Origin of the sequence: Stenotrophomonas sp. Bg11-02 (assembly GCF_002836635.1) — a bacterium.
In the GTDB taxonomy this organism is placed as follows: Bacteria; Pseudomonadota; Gammaproteobacteria; order Xanthomonadales; family Xanthomonadaceae; genus Stenotrophomonas; species Stenotrophomonas lacuserhaii.
The window spans coordinates 13,980-27,465 of record NZ_PJAY01000055.1; the positions used below are offsets into that span (position 1 = coordinate 13,980).

Annotated in this window: 16 protein-coding genes; 15 read left to right on the top strand and 1 reads right to left on the bottom strand. The window is 66.7% G+C overall.

Annotated features, from left to right (window positions below):
• The first annotated feature begins 61 nt into the window (after nucleotides 1-61).
• The 6 genes from lepA to recO are packed head-to-tail and all read left to right on the top strand — an operon-like array spanning nucleotide 62 to nucleotide 5,435.
• Entirely contained in the window at nucleotides 62-1,855 is a 1,794-nt protein-coding gene (gene lepA, locus CXG43_RS08610) for a translation elongation factor 4 (RefSeq protein WP_042615285.1), read from the top strand.
• Between the two features lie 58 nt (nucleotides 1,856-1,913).
• On the top strand, nucleotides 1,914-2,708 hold the full coding sequence (gene lepB, locus CXG43_RS08615) for a signal peptidase I (RefSeq protein ID WP_057507296.1): 795 nt from the start codon (nucleotides 1,914-1,916) through the stop codon (nucleotides 2,706-2,708).
• Nucleotides 2,709-2,738: 30 nt separating this feature from the next.
• Nucleotides 2,739-3,122 carry a DUF4845 domain-containing protein gene (locus CXG43_RS08620; protein WP_042615281.1) on the top strand — a complete coding sequence of 128 codons (384 nt, stop codon included), beginning with the start codon at nucleotides 2,739-2,741 and terminating at the stop codon, nucleotides 3,120-3,122.
• Entirely contained in the window at nucleotides 3,112-3,795 is a 684-nt protein-coding gene (rnc, locus tag CXG43_RS08625; RefSeq protein ID WP_101099601.1) for a ribonuclease III, read from the top strand. Before CXG43_RS08620 ends, rnc begins: the two co-directional genes overlap by 11 nt.
• Entirely contained in the window at nucleotides 3,792-4,688 is an 897-nt protein-coding gene (gene era / locus CXG43_RS08630) for a GTPase Era (RefSeq protein ID WP_057507294.1), read from the top strand. Before rnc ends, era begins: the two co-directional genes overlap by 4 nt.
• 24 nt (nucleotides 4,689-4,712) lie before the next feature.
• Nucleotides 4,713-5,435, top strand: a complete 723-nt coding sequence (gene recO / locus CXG43_RS08635; RefSeq protein ID WP_101099602.1) for a DNA repair protein RecO — start codon at nucleotides 4,713-4,715, stop codon at nucleotides 5,433-5,435.
• Nucleotides 5,436-5,444: 9 nt separating this feature from the next.
• Here recO and CXG43_RS08640 read toward each other — a convergent pair whose 3' ends face one another.
• Nucleotides 5,445-6,179, bottom strand: a complete 735-nt coding sequence (locus tag CXG43_RS08640) for a response regulator (RefSeq protein ID WP_101099603.1) — start codon at nucleotides 6,177-6,179, stop codon at nucleotides 5,445-5,447.
• Between the two features lie 126 nt (nucleotides 6,180-6,305).
• Here CXG43_RS08640 and rlmD point away from each other — a divergent pair, with 126 nt between their 5' ends.
• The 9 genes from rlmD (at nucleotide 6,306) to CXG43_RS08685 (ending at nucleotide 13,473) form a co-directional block, all read left to right on the top strand.
• Nucleotides 6,306-7,640 (top strand): 23S rRNA (uracil(1939)-C(5))-methyltransferase RlmD, encoded by a 1,335-nt coding sequence (gene rlmD, locus CXG43_RS08645; protein WP_101099604.1) that lies wholly within the window; start codon nucleotides 6,306-6,308, stop codon nucleotides 7,638-7,640.
• Between the two features lie 74 nt (nucleotides 7,641-7,714).
• Nucleotides 7,715-8,230, top strand: coding sequence for a CYTH domain-containing protein (locus CXG43_RS08650; RefSeq protein WP_101099605.1), 516 nt, complete (start codon nucleotides 7,715-7,717; stop codon nucleotides 8,228-8,230).
• 88 nt (nucleotides 8,231-8,318) lie between these two features.
• The gene (locus tag CXG43_RS08655; protein ID WP_101099606.1) at nucleotides 8,319-9,020 is read left to right on the top strand and encodes a DsbA family oxidoreductase; all 702 of its coding nucleotides are present in this window, start codon (nucleotides 8,319-8,321) and stop codon (nucleotides 9,018-9,020) included.
• Between the two features lie 67 nt (nucleotides 9,021-9,087).
• Nucleotides 9,088-10,095, top strand: a complete 1,008-nt coding sequence (nagZ, locus tag CXG43_RS08660) for a beta-N-acetylhexosaminidase (RefSeq protein WP_101099607.1) — start codon at nucleotides 9,088-9,090, stop codon at nucleotides 10,093-10,095.
• Complete coding sequence (locus CXG43_RS08665; RefSeq protein ID WP_101099608.1) at nucleotides 10,095-10,652, top strand: hypoxanthine-guanine phosphoribosyltransferase; 558 nt, start codon at nucleotides 10,095-10,097, stop codon at nucleotides 10,650-10,652. The genes nagZ and CXG43_RS08665 overlap by 1 nt, the downstream gene beginning before the upstream one ends.
• Nucleotides 10,652-11,398 carry an S-methyl-5'-thioinosine phosphorylase gene (locus tag CXG43_RS08670; protein ID WP_101099609.1) on the top strand — a complete coding sequence of 249 codons (747 nt, stop codon included), beginning with the start codon at nucleotides 10,652-10,654 and terminating at the stop codon, nucleotides 11,396-11,398. Before CXG43_RS08665 ends, CXG43_RS08670 begins: the two co-directional genes overlap by 1 nt.
• An 89-nt stretch (nucleotides 11,399-11,487) precedes the next feature.
• A complete protein-coding gene (locus CXG43_RS08675; protein ID WP_042614976.1) occupies nucleotides 11,488-11,691 on the top strand; it encodes a cold-shock protein in 204 nt (67 codons plus the stop codon).
• 80 nt (nucleotides 11,692-11,771) lie between these two features.
• On the top strand, nucleotides 11,772-13,034 hold the full coding sequence (locus tag CXG43_RS08680; protein ID WP_101099610.1) for an NAD(P)/FAD-dependent oxidoreductase: 1,263 nt from the start codon (nucleotides 11,772-11,774) through the stop codon (nucleotides 13,032-13,034).
• 172 nt (nucleotides 13,035-13,206) lie between these two features.
• Nucleotides 13,207-13,473, top strand: coding sequence for a hypothetical protein (locus tag CXG43_RS08685; protein ID WP_101099611.1), 267 nt, complete (start codon nucleotides 13,207-13,209; stop codon nucleotides 13,471-13,473).
• The last annotated feature ends 13 nt before the right edge of the window (nucleotides 13,474-13,486 follow it).

The following is a 13,486-nucleotide window of genomic DNA, read 5'->3' on the forward strand; positions in this document are numbered from 1 at the left end:
TAATCCAACGTTTACCCTGACGACGCCCGGCGCCGCCGCCACCTCTATGTCCTCTGATTCGATGCGGAACATCCGCAACTTCTCCATCATTGCCCACGTCGACCACGGCAAGTCCACCCTGGCTGACCGCATCATCCAGCTGTGTGGCGGCCTGCAGGCCCGCGAGATGGAAGCGCAGGTGCTCGATTCGAACCCGATCGAGCGCGAGCGTGGCATCACCATCAAAGCCCAGTCGGTGTCGCTGCCGTACCTGGCGGACGACGGACAGACCTACCACCTGAACTTCATCGATACCCCCGGCCACGTCGACTTCTCCTATGAAGTCAGCCGCTCGCTGGCCGCCTGCGAAGGCGCGCTGCTGGTGGTCGATGCCGCCCAGGGCGTGGAAGCGCAGTCGGTGGCCAACTGCTACACCGCCGTGGAGCAGGGCCTGGAAGTGGTGCCGGTGATCAACAAGATCGACCTGCCCACCGCCGATATCGAACGTGCCAAGGCCGAGATCGAGGCGGTGATCGGCATCGATGCCGAAGATGCCGTACCGGTCAGTGCAAAGACCGGCCTGAACGTGCGCGACGTGCTGGAAGCCATCGTCAAGCGCATCCCGCCGCCGGTGCCGCGCGATACCGACAAGCTGCAGGCGCTGATCATCGATTCCTGGTTCGACAACTACCTCGGCGTGGTGTCGCTGGTGCGCGTCATGCAGGGCGAGATCAAGGCCGGTGACAAGCTGCAGGTGATGTCCACCGGCCGCAACCACCAGGTCGACAACGTCGGTGTGTTCACCCCCAAGCGCAAGGTGCTGCCGGCCCTGCGTGCGGGCGAAGTGGGCTGGGTGACGGCCAGCATCAAGGACGTGCACGGCGCGCCGGTCGGCGACACGCTGACCATGGCCGGCGATCCGGCGCCCAAGCCGCTGCCGGGCTTCCAGGAGATGCAGCCGCGCGTGTTCGCCGGCCTGTTCCCGGTTGATGCCGAAGACTACCCCGACCTGCGCGAAGCACTCGACAAGCTGCGCCTGAACGATGCCGCGCTGCGCTTCGAGCCGGAAAGCTCCGAAGCGATGGGCTTCGGTTTCCGTTGCGGCTTCCTTGGCATGCTGCACATGGAAATCGTGCAGGAGCGCCTGGAGCGCGAGTACAACCTGGACCTGATCAGCACCGCGCCGACCGTGGTCTATGAAGTACTCAAGACCGACGGCAGCATCGTGAACATGGACAACCCGGCCAAGCTGCCGCCGGTGAACCAGGTGCAGGAAGTCCGCGAGCCGATCATCCGCGCCAACATCCTCACCCCCGAGGAATACATCGGCAACATCATCAAGCTGTGCGAGGAAAAGCGCGGCAGCCAGCTCGGCATCAACTACCTGGGCAGCCAGGTGCAGATCAGCTACGAGCTGCCGATGGCCGAAGTGGTGCTGGACTTCTTCGACAAGTTGAAGTCGGTCAGCCGCGGCTATGCGTCGCTGGATTACGCGTTCGTGCGGTTCGATGCCGGCCCGTTCGTGCGCGTGGATGTGTTGATCAATGGCGACAAGGTCGACGCCCTGTCGCTTATCGTCCACCGTTCGCACTCCGATCGCCGCGGCCGTGAGCTGTGCGAGAAGATGAAGGAGCTGATTCCCCGGCAGATGTTCGACGTGGCCATCCAGGCGGCGATCGGCTCGCAGGTGATTGCCCGCACCACCGTTAAGGCCATGCGCAAGAACGTTCTTGCCAAGTGCTACGGCGGCGACGTGTCGCGCAAGAAGAAGCTGCTGGAGAAGCAGAAGGAAGGCAAGAAGCGCATGAAGCAGGTGGGCCGCGTGGAGATTCCGCAGGAAGCCTTCCTGGCCGTGCTGCAGATGGACAACAAGTAACGGTACAGTCGGCCCCTTACCGGGCCGCTTGGCCCCGCGACGCTGCAAAGGACATTGAATGAAAGCGTTTGAGTTCCTCCTGGTTGCCTTGACCCTGGCCTCCGGCCTGATCCTGCTTGCCGACAAGCTGTACTTCGCCCGCCGACGTGCCCGTCGCGCCGGCCTGCTGGACACCGAGCCGGCGCTGGTGGACTACTCGCGCGCGTTCTTCCCGGTGCTGGCGATCGTGCTGGTGGTGCGCAGCTTCATCGCCGAACCGTACAAGATCCCGTCCAGTTCGATGATGCCGAACCTGCTGATCGGTGATTTCATCCTGGTCAACAAGTTCGCCTACGGCCTGCGCCTGCCGCTCACCAACACCAAGTTCGTGCCGATCAGCGAACCGGAACGTGGCGACGTGGTGGTGTTCCATTTCCCGGGCCACGACGACCAGGACCCGAACAAGGGCGAGAACTTCATCAAGCGCGTTATCGGCGTGCCGGGTGACCAGATCACCTTCGAAGGCAACGGCCTGATCCTCAACGGCCAGCCGGTGGAATACGAAGACAAGGGCATCTACGCCGGCCATCGTGGCCATGGCGAAGGGTCCAGCCTGCTGGTCGAAAAGCTGCCCGGCCGTACCCACACCGTGCTGGAGACGGCGTATCCTGCCGGCCAGGGGGAATGGACCGTTCCGGCGGGCCGCTACCTGGTGATGGGCGACAACCGTGACAACAGCGACGACGGCCGTTTCTGGGGCCTTCTGCCGGAGCAGAACCTGCGCGGCAAGGCATTCCTGATCTGGCTCAACTGCTCCGGCTGGTTCTGCAAGGACGGCTTCGAACCGTCGCGGATCGGCTCGGGCGTCAATTGATTCATCCACGCGTATCTGGGGAGAAACGCAATGAACAGCATGAAGGCGCAACGCGGCATTACCCTGACCTCCTTCCTGGTGGTCCTGATCGTGGTCGGCTTCTTCCTCTATGTCGGGATGAAGCTGTTCCCGATGTACCAGGAAAACTATGCCGTCCGTTCGGCCATGAAGAGCCTGGCCAATGAGCCCGGCATCGGCAGCATGCAGCCGGCCAACATCCAGAAGCTGCTGTTCAAGCGCCTGTACATCAACTACTCCGAGAACGTGAAGCCTGCCAACGTGAAGTTCGACCGCAAGGACAATGGCTGGACCATGCGCGTGAACTACGAAGTGCGGCGTCCGTTGATCGGCAACATCGACGTGGTCGGCAAGTTCGACTCAACCCAGGACCTCAGCCGTAGCGGTGTCGAATAAAACCTTCCAACGTGGTGACCTGATCGGCCACCCCTTCGCCAATGCGGACCTGCTCACGCAGGCCCTGCGGCACCGGTCTGCCGGCGTACCGAACAACGAGCGCCTGGAGTTCCTCGGCGACAGCATCGTCAACATGCTGGTCGCGCAGGCGCTGTATGCGCGCTGGCCGAAAGCCGACGAGGGCGCGCTGACCCGCGGCCGCGCCGAACTGGTGCGCGAAGGCGCGCTGGCCGAGCGCGCCCGTGAACTCAAGCTGGGCGAACGCCTGGTACTGGGCGCCGGCGAAATGAAAACCGGCGGCCACCGCCGCGATTCGATCCTCGCCGACGCCTTCGAGGCGGTGGTGGCAGCGATCTACCTGGACGCCGGCTTCGATGCCTGCCGCGCGGTGGTGCTGCCCTGGTTCGATGCGGCCATGGACGCCCTGCCGGCGACCGGACGGCCGGAAAAAGACCCCAAGACCCGGTTGCAGGAATGGCTGCAGGGCCGACAGAAGGCGCTGCCGGCGTACGAACTGGTGTCAGAATCCGGTGACGACCATGCCAAGACCTTCCGGGTACGCTGCAACCTGACAGAACCGGCCGTATGTACCGAGGGCGAAGGCTCCTCGCGGCGGCTGGCCGAACAACAGGCGGCTGCGGCCGCGCTTGACCTACTGGTGGATTCAAAGTGACCGAACAGACCCCCCATCGTTGCGGCAGCGTTGCTGTCATTGGCCGCCCCAACGTGGGCAAATCGACCCTGACCAATGCACTGGTAGGGGCCAAGGTCAGCATTGTCTCCAACCGGCCGCAGACCACGCGCCACCGGCTGCTGGGCATTGCCACCTATCCGGAAGGCCAGCTGGTGCTGGTGGACACGCCCGGCCTGCATAAAGTGCAGAAGCGGGCGATGAACCGGGTGATGAACCGTGCCGCGCGTGGATCGCTGGAGGGCGTCGACGCCGGCCTGCTGGTCATCGAAGCCGGTCGCTGGGACGAGGAAGACAGCCTGGCGTTCAACGTGCTGCGTGATTCCGGCATCCCGGTGGTGCTGGTGGTCAACAAAGTGGACCGCATGAAGGAAAAGGCCGCGTTGCTGCCGTTCCTGCAGCAGATCACCGAAGGCCGCGAGTTCGCTTCGGTACATCCCATTTCCGCGCAGAAGCGCAATGGCCTGGAAGCGCTGGTGCGTGACGTGCTGGCCCTGGTGCCGGAAGCCCCGCCGATGTTTGGCGAAGACGAAATCACCGACCGCAGCCAGCGTTTCCTGGCCGGCGAACTGGTGCGCGAGCAGCTGATGCGCCAGCTCGGCGAAGAACTGCCGTACGCCACCACGGTGGAAATCGAGCGCTTCACCGAAGACGGCAACCTGCTGCGCATCGGTGCGGTGATCTGGGTCGAGCGCGAAGGGCAGAAGGCCATCGTGATCGGCAAGGGCGGTACCCGCCTGAAGGACATCGGGGCCAAGTCGCGGATGCAGATGGAGCGCCTGTTCGGTGCCAAAGTGTTCCTGGAAACCTGGGTGCGCGTGCGCGAGGGCTGGTCCGACGACGAGGCCGCGCTGAAGGCCTTCGGCTACGAATAAGCAGCGCCTGCGGGGCCGGCCCTGATGGAGATCGCGTCCGAACCGGGCTTTGTCCTGCACGCGCGGGCTTACCGCGAGACCAGCCTGCTGGTGGAGGTGCTCAGCGCCTCGCACGGGCGCCTGGGCCTGCTCGCCCGCGGCGTTTCCAGTGCGAAAGGACAGGTGCTGCGCGCGGCGCTGCAGCCGCTGCAGTGGATCCGCTTCGACGCGGTGCAGCGTGGCGACCTGGCGCAGCTGCGCGGTGCCGAGGCGCTGGACGCCGCACCGCGCCTGACCGGCAATGACATGCTGGCCGGCTTCTACCTCAATGAACTGGTGATGCGGCTGGCGCCGCGTCACGACCCGCTGCCGGACCTGTACCGGGCCTACGGCGAGGTGCGCGCGCGGCTCAGCCTGGAGCTTTCGCTGGCCTGGAGCCTGCGCCGTTTCGAACGCGACCTGCTGGAAGCGCTGGGGGTGGGTTTCGACCTGGCCGTCGCCAGCGATGGCAGCGCGGTGGACCCGGCCGCGCGGTATCTGCTGGATCCGCAGGAGGGGCCCCGGCGGTTGCTCAGCGAACGCGATGGGGAAGGGCGGAGGGGGACGGCAACCGGGGCCGCGCTGCTGGCGCTGGCGCGCGATGAAGAACCCGGCGCCGACGACCTGGCCAGCCTGCGCCTGCCGATGCGGGTGGTGCTGGCCTACCACCTGGGATCGCGTGGGCTGAAATCCTGGGAACTGCTGGACGACCTGGCACGCCGCCGCTGAGGGGCTCCCTCAGTGCAGCAGCGCGGCTACCGCATCGCGGAAGCTGGCCTGGGCCATGTGCGAGGCCGGCATCTGGTGCAGGGTGCGCACCGCGCGGCTCAGCCGGGCAGCACCGACGAATCCACAACTGGCCTGCAGCCGGTGCAGCTGGTTGCGCAGGGCCGGCTCGTCATGGCGGTCCACGGCCTGGTCGACGGCATCCCGCACACTTGGCAACTCGGCCAGGAACAGCTCGCGCAGCGCCACCAGGTGGTTGCGTTGCCCGTTCAGGGCGGCCAGCGCGGTGATCTCATCCCAGTCCTGTGCTTCGTTCAGCACCATGGCCTGGATCGGCGCGCTGTCCACGCGGTAGAGGGCCCCTTGGCCCAGGCTGCGACGCACGCCCTTGAGCAGGGCATCGCGGCCCAGCGGCTTGACCAGGATGTCGCCGAATCCCGCATCCCGCAGGCGCCCGTGTGCGGACGCGTCGCGATCGGCGGTATGTGCCAGTGCCGGGGTGTCCGGGTGCAGCCGGCGCAACTGCTGCAGCAGCTCGCTGCCATGGCCATCGGGCAGGTTCGCATCGATCAGCCACAGGTCGTAGTGCCGCACATGGGCCCGGGCCAGCGCGGCGTTGAGCGAGTCGGCGGTATCCACGTCCGCTGGCAAGGTTTCCAGCGCGGCCTTGAGGAAACCACACGTGATGATGTCGTCCTCGACCAGCAGGAAACGGGGGCGCGCGGGGCGCGGCGTATTCGTCTGCATAAGGCTGCCTCCATGTCAGCTACGCTGCATATTAACCACCGCGCGCCGCCTTGCAAGGGTGGAGAGGCGACTTTCGCCCTCATCTGAGACAATACGCGCCCTTTTTCACACGCAGCCCTTCGCCACGTGGCCCGTCAACGTTCCCGCATCGACCGCACCCTCTTCAGAACCGACATCCTCGACCTGAGCCACGACGGCCGCGGCGTTGCCCGCCGTGATGGCGAAGGTGGCAAGGTCACCTTCATCACCGGCGCGCTGCCGGGTGAAGTGGTGATGGCCGAACAGACCGCGCGCAGCAAGCATTTCGACCAGGCGCGCACCGTCGAAGTGGTGGAAGCCTCGCCGCTGCGCGTGCAGCCGAAGTGTCCGCATTTCGGCGTCTGTGCCGGCTGCGTGCTGCAGCATCTGGAAGAAAGCGAGCAGATCGTGGCCAAGCAGCGGGTGCTGATGGACAACCTGCAGCGCATCGGCCACGTGCAGCCGCAGCAGGTGCTGCCCCCGCTGGTGGGCGACAGCTGGGGCTATCGCCGCAAGGGACGCTTCTCTGTGCGTCGGGTCGAGAAGAAGGACAAGACCCTGGTCGGCTTCCGCGAGCTGGATCCGCGCTTCGTGGCGGACCTGTCGCAGTGCCTGACGGTGATCCCGGAGATCGGCACCAAGGTGTCGGTGCTGTCCGCGTTCGTCGAATCGCTGGATGGCCGTCGCGACATCCCGCAGATCGAATTCATCGCCGGCGACGACGCGATCGCGCTCACCATCCGCCACATGCAGCCGCTCAGCGAGTCCGATCGCGCGGCCTGGATCGCGTTCGGGCAGGAACACCGATTCGCCATCTTCCTGCAGCCCGACGGCGTGGATTCGGTCCACCCGCTGTGGCCGCAGGAGGTCCCGCTGTCGTTCCGGCTGGCACCGTGGGACGTGGAGCTGGCGTTCCGCCCGCTGGACTTCATCCAGGTCAATGCCAACCTCAACGTGAAGATGATCGAGCATGCGCTGGCGCTGCTGGATGCCCGCCCGGACGAGCGCGTGCTGGACCTGTTCTGCGGGCTGGGCAACTTCACCCTGCCGCTGGCCCGCGGCGTGCGCGAAGTGGTCGGCGTGGAAGGCGATGCCGGGCTGGTGGCCCGGGCGAAGGAGAACGCGCAGCGCAATGGGCTGGCCAATGCCAGCTTCCATGCCGCCGACCTGACCCAGGACCAGAGCCAGGCCTCGTGGATGCTGGAAGGCTTCGACAAGCTGCTGCTGGATCCGCCGCGCTCGGGTGCCATCGAAGTGCTGCAGCAGCTGCCGCTGGAGCAGTTCAAGCGCATCGTCTACGTCAGTTGCCATCCGGGTTCGCTGGCGCGCGATGCCGGCTACCTGGTCAAGGAGCGTGGCTTCACCCTGGTCAGTGCCGGGGCGATGGACATGTTCCCGCATACCGCGCACGTGGAAAGCATCGCGGTGTTCGAAAAAGCCTGATCGGGGGGGGGACGACCGTTGGGCGTGGTGGGTGACGACCGTTGGTCGTCACGCCGTTCCCGCATAATCACCCCATGGGCATTGAAATCGAACGGAAATTCCTCGTCACCGGTGATGGCTGGCGGGCCGCGGCGCATGCGGTCATCCCGATGGCGCAGGGCTATATCAACGACATGGGCGCGCTGGACCGGGGCGACCAGAACGCCTCGGTGCGGGTGCGCATCGAAGGTGACGGCGCGGCGCTGAACCTGAAGTCGCGCACGCTGGGCCGCAGCCGCCAGGAATTCGAGTATCCGATTCCGGTGCAGGACGCGCGTGAGCTGCTGGCGCTGTGCGTGGGCGGGCTGATCGACAAGCGCCGCCACCTGGTGCAGCACGACGGCCTGCTGTGGGAAGTGGACGAGTTCCTCGGCGACAACGCCGGGCTGGTGGTGGCCGAAGTGGAACTGGATGACGCTGAGCAGGCGATCAGCCTGCCCGCGTGGGCCGGCCGCGAAGTCACCGACCAGGCCCGCTACTACAACGTAGCGCTGGCTTCCCACCCTTACACCCGGTGGTCTCCCGAAGAGAAAGGCGACGGCGGGGAGTAAGTCGTTGCCGGCGTGTCACGGCTTGGCCGAAACCGCGTGATCCCGTCCGCCCCCTTTTTCGGGGCGCGGCCGTCCCCATGTCTCGGGGATGAAGATCGATATCTATTCCGACGTGGTGTGTCCGTGGTGCTGGATCGGCAAGCACCGTTTCGCGCAGGGTCTGGCGCTGCTCGGCGATGAGGTGCCCGCGCTGCAGGTGCGCTGGCAGCCGTTCCAGCTGGATCCGGATGCCGACACCACGCCGGTGCCGCTGCGTGAGGCCTACGCGCGCAAGTTCGGCGGTGTCGAGCGCACCGACCAATTGCTGGGCCAGACCCAGGCGACTGCCCAGGCCGAAGGCCTGCCGATGGATTTCAGCCGTGGCCAGGTCCGCGTGACCACGCTGCAGGCGCACCGCGTGCTATGGCTGGCCGGGCAGCAGGGGGTCCAGGATGCGGTGGGCGAGGCGCTGTTCCGCGCGCATTTCGAACACGGGCGCAACCTGGCCGATCCGCAGGTGCTGGTCCAGGCCGGAGTCGAGGGCGGACTGGCCGCTGAGGACATCCAGGCGATGCTTGGCTCGGACCTCGGGCTGGACGAGGTGCAGCAAGGCCTGCAGCACGCCCATGCCATCGGCATCACCTCGGTGCCGACCTTCGTCATCGACGGCCGTTGGGCAATCCAGGGTGCGCAATCGCCGGAAGCGATCGCCCAGGCGCTGCGCCAGATCGCCGCCGAACACGACCAAGCCGCCGCTTCCGGCGCGCTGGACGCTGAAGACGGGTGTGGCCCGGACGGCTGCAAGGTCTGACGCTGGGCCACGCTTCTGCGACAATGCGGCGCTGCGCCATCGTGGCGCCTGCCGTGGAGACCTGAACATGCTGCTGATCGGCGTTGCCGGTACCGAACTGACCGCCCAGGAGCGTGAGTGGCTGCAGCACGATGCCGTGGCCGGCGTGGTGCTGTTCAAGCGCAACTTCGCCTCCCGCCAGCAGATCGCCGCGCTGTCCGCCGCGATCCGTGAGGCCGCACCGCGTCCGCAGTTGATCTGCGTGGACCAGGAAGGCGGGCGCGTGCAGCGCTTCGGCGAAGGCTTCACCAATCTGCCGCCGCTGCAGCAGCTCGGCCTGGGCTACGCACAGGATCCACAGGCCGCGCTGGCCGCCGCCGAACAGCACGCCTGGCTGATGGCCAGCGAGGTGCGCGCCAGTGGCGTGGACCTGAGCTTCGCGCCGGTGGTGGACCTGGGTCACGGCAACCGCGCCATTGGTGATCGCGCGTTCAGCGACGATCCGCAGGTGGTGGCCGCCTTCACCGCCGCCTACGTGCGCGGCATGCACAGCGCTGGCATGGCCGCCACGCTCAAGCATTTCCCCGGCCATGGCAGCGTGCTGGAAGACACCCATGTCGACACCGCGATCGATCCACGCGGGCTGGATGAACTGCAGGCGCGCGACCTGGTGCCCTTCGTGGCCGGCATTGCCGCCGGCGCCGACGCGGTGATGATGGCCCACGTCATCTACCCCCAGGTGGCTCCGGAACCGGCAGGCTACTCGCGGCGTTGGGTCCAGGACATCCTGCGTGGGCAGCTCGGCTTCCGAGGCGTAGTGTTTTCCGATGACATCGGCATGGCCGCCTCGTTCAGCGCCGGCGGCGTGAAGGCCCGCGTCGACGCCCACCTGGATGCAGGCTGCGATGTGGTGCTGGTCTGCCATCCCGAGCTGGTGGACGATGCGCTGCAGGCCATGCAGCATCGAACCTCGAACACCGCCGCGCTGCTCGGCCTGATCGGCCGCGGCGCGCTTGGCTGGGACGGCCTGCTGGCCGATGCCCGGCATGGCGACACCCGAACCCGTTTTCTTGAATCCTCTGGAAGAACCGTCTGATGCCCAACCTCACCATTTCCCAGGCCTTGGAACAGGCTGACCTGCTGGTCGACCGCCCCACCATCGACCAGGCCATCGGCCGCATCGCCGATGCCATCGCCAGCGATTACAAGGGCGAAGTGCCGCTGTTCCTGTCGATCATGCATGGCGCGCTGCCGTTCGCCGGCCAACTGGCCCTGGAACTGGGCGCGCGCGGCCAGGACGTGCAGTTCGATTACCTGCACGCCACGCGTTACCGCGGTGAAACCACCGGTGGTGACCTGGTGTGGAAGCACAAGCCGGCCACCGCGCTGTTCGGCCGCCGCGTGCTGCTGGTGGACGACATCCTGGACGAGGGCTACACCCTGCAGGGCGTGCGCACCTGGTGCCTGGAGCAGGGTGCCACCGACGTGCGCATCGCCGCGCTGACGGTGAAGAAGCACGACCGCGCGCTGCCTGACGTGCAGGCCGACTATTCCGGCGTGGAGCTGCCGGACCGTTATGTATTCGGCTTCGGGATGGACGTCAACGAGACGCTGCGCTGCGTGCCGGCGATCTACGCGATGAAGGAAGGCTGATGCAGCCCATCGCCCTGGCGGTCATCGGCGGCACCGGTGTCTACAACCTCGCCACGCTGGATGACGTGCAGACCCACGAGGTCCAAACCCGCTTCGGTACGCCCTCCGGCCCGATCCGCGTTGGCAGCCTGCTGGGCCACCGGGTCGCTTTCCTGGCCCGCCACGGCGAGGGTCATTCGCTGCCCCCGCACAAGATCAACTACCGCGCCAATCTTGCCGCACTGCAGCAGATCGGCGCGTCGCGCGTGCTGGCGCTGAATACGGTCGGCGGCATCGGCGATGCCTTCGGGCCGCGCGTGCTGGCCTGCCCGGACCAGATCATCGACTACACCTGGGGCCGGATCTCCACCGTGTGTGAAGAGGCGGGCAGCGAGGTCCTGCACGTGGACTTCGGTCACCCGTATACGCCGATGCTGCGAAGCAAAATTCTTGCCGCCGCAAAAGTGACCGGCGTCACGGTGCACGACGGCGGTTGTTATGCTGCAACGCAGGGCCCCCGCCTTGAAACCATTGCGGAAATCGCGCGTCTGCGCCGTGACGGCTGCGATCTGGTCGGCATGACCGGGATGCCCGAAGCGGCCTTGGCACGCGAGCTCGGACTCGACTACGCCTGCCTTGCGATCGTGGCCAACTGGGCCGCCGGGTGTGGCGATGGGGAGGAAATCACGATGGCCGAAGTGCTGTCCAACGTGCAGGCCGCGTCCAACGGATTGCCCGAGCTGATCGGGGAATTGGCACGGGGGTGATTGTCATCCTCGGGCAAGGTTTGCATACTCGCCCCGTGCGCAGGGTTTTTGCGCACACCACCCATTCATTGCAAAGGTCTCGCATCAACATGGCAACAGGTACCGTGAAGTGGTTCAACGACGCCAAGGGATTTGGCTTTATTACTCCGGACGACGGCGGCGCTGATCTGTTCGCGCACTTCTCCGCCATCCAGGGCAACGGCTTCAAGTCCCTGCAGGAAGGCCAGAAAGTCACCTTCGAAAAGACCCAGGGCCCGAAGGGCGACCAGGCATCCAACATCCAGCCCGCCTGATCCATCCAGTCGCGTGTTGGAGAACCCCGCCTCGGCGGGGTTTTTTTTTGCCTGCCGCGCGGATCAGGCACAATCGCAGGATGGATCCCCGCATGCGCATCGCCGTCATCGGCTACGGCACCGCTGGCCAGGCATTGGCCATTCTGTTGTCCCGCGACGAACACCACGTCGACATCTTCGAGCGCGCGCCCCACCCCGGGCCGGTCGGCGCCGGCTTCCTGCTGCAGCCCAGCGGCCTGCAGGTGCTGTGGCAGATGGGCCTGCTGGATGCGGTACGCGCGCACGCCGCACCGGTGCACCGCCTGCATGGCGACACGCCCTGCGGGCGCGCCGTGATGGACATGGGCTACGACGGCCTGGATGCGCGCCTGCACGGATTGGGCATGCAGCGTGGCGCGCTGTTCCAGCTGCTGGACCAGGCGCGTGAGGGCCTCGGGCAGCTGCATGCAGGCGTCACCGTCACAGCGGTCGACCACGAGCGTGGGCTGCTGCGCGACGGCGAGGGGCGGCAGCACGGTCCGTACGACCTGGTGATCGCCGCCGACGGCTCGGCATCGGCCCTGCGCGCGCAGGTCGGGGGGACGTCGCTGGACCGGGTCTACCCGTGGGGCGCGCTGTGGTGCCTGTTGCCGGCGGAAGATTGGCCGCATGTGAGCGAACTGCGCCAGCGCTACGTTGCGGCGCGCAAGATGATCGGGCTGTTGCCGGTGGGCACGCGCCCCGGGGATGCCACGCCGCGGCTGAGCTTCTTCTGGAGCCTGCCACGCGAAGACTTTGCGCGATGGGAGGCCGATGGCCTGCAGCCGTGGCTGGATGAACTGCATGCGCTGTGGCCGGAGGCCGGCCCGCGCTTCGCCCACCTGCAGCAGGCCGGGCAGCTGGCGCGTGCCTCCTACCGCGATGCGGTGATGCGGCGCTGGCACAACGGCCGGCTGGTGCTGGCCGGCGATGCCGCGCATTCCATGAGCCCGCAGCTGGGGCAGGGGGTGAACATGGCGCTGCTGGACGCGCTGGCCCTGCGTGACGCGCTGCGCGTTCACGGCAAGGGCGAGGCCGCCCTGCAGGCCTACCAGGCGCAGCGACGCGCCCACGTGGCCGTATACCACTACTGGAGCCGCTGGCTGACGCCGTTGTTCCAGTCCGACCGCGATGCCTGGTCGAAGGCCCGGGACGTGCTGCTGGGGCCGATGGGGCGCCTGCCAGGCGGTCGCGGCCACATGCTGCGCGTGCTAAGTGGCACCCAGCGCGGCTGGCTGGGAAAACTACCGCTGGATCCTGCATTCATCGATGCGCTGGGCGCGCCGCGCGAGGCTGCAGCGCAGGTTGCGTTGTCTGCGGCGTGAACGCCGCCATGACCGGAGTTGACGGTCGGCTCACCCCGGTCATGGCACAACAGCAGGGTACGCACGCACCGCGTGGTCCCCGCACTGTTCCGTGATCCTGCATCGCGCCCCGGCGGGCGGCCCGTGCTGCTGCCCCCTCTGGCTCGGGCGAGCCGCATGCAAGGAGTCCCCCATGTTGTTCTCGGCTGAAGCGCTGGAATCGGAAATCTGCAAACTGCGCGGGTTGCTGCAGATGTTGCACGAAGACCAGCCGGACGTGCTGGAAGATGTCTTCGAATTCCATGTCGGCAGCCTGATCAGTCATTCCTCCCCGGAGCAGCACGGATACATCCGCACGTGCGCCCAGGAGATGCTGGCCACGATCCGGGCGTTGCCGCGGCGGGTGGAAAGCGGCGGGCCGGATTTTCGACTGATGCCGGAGATGCTGGCGGTCGCGTGAGTGTTCTGCGCTG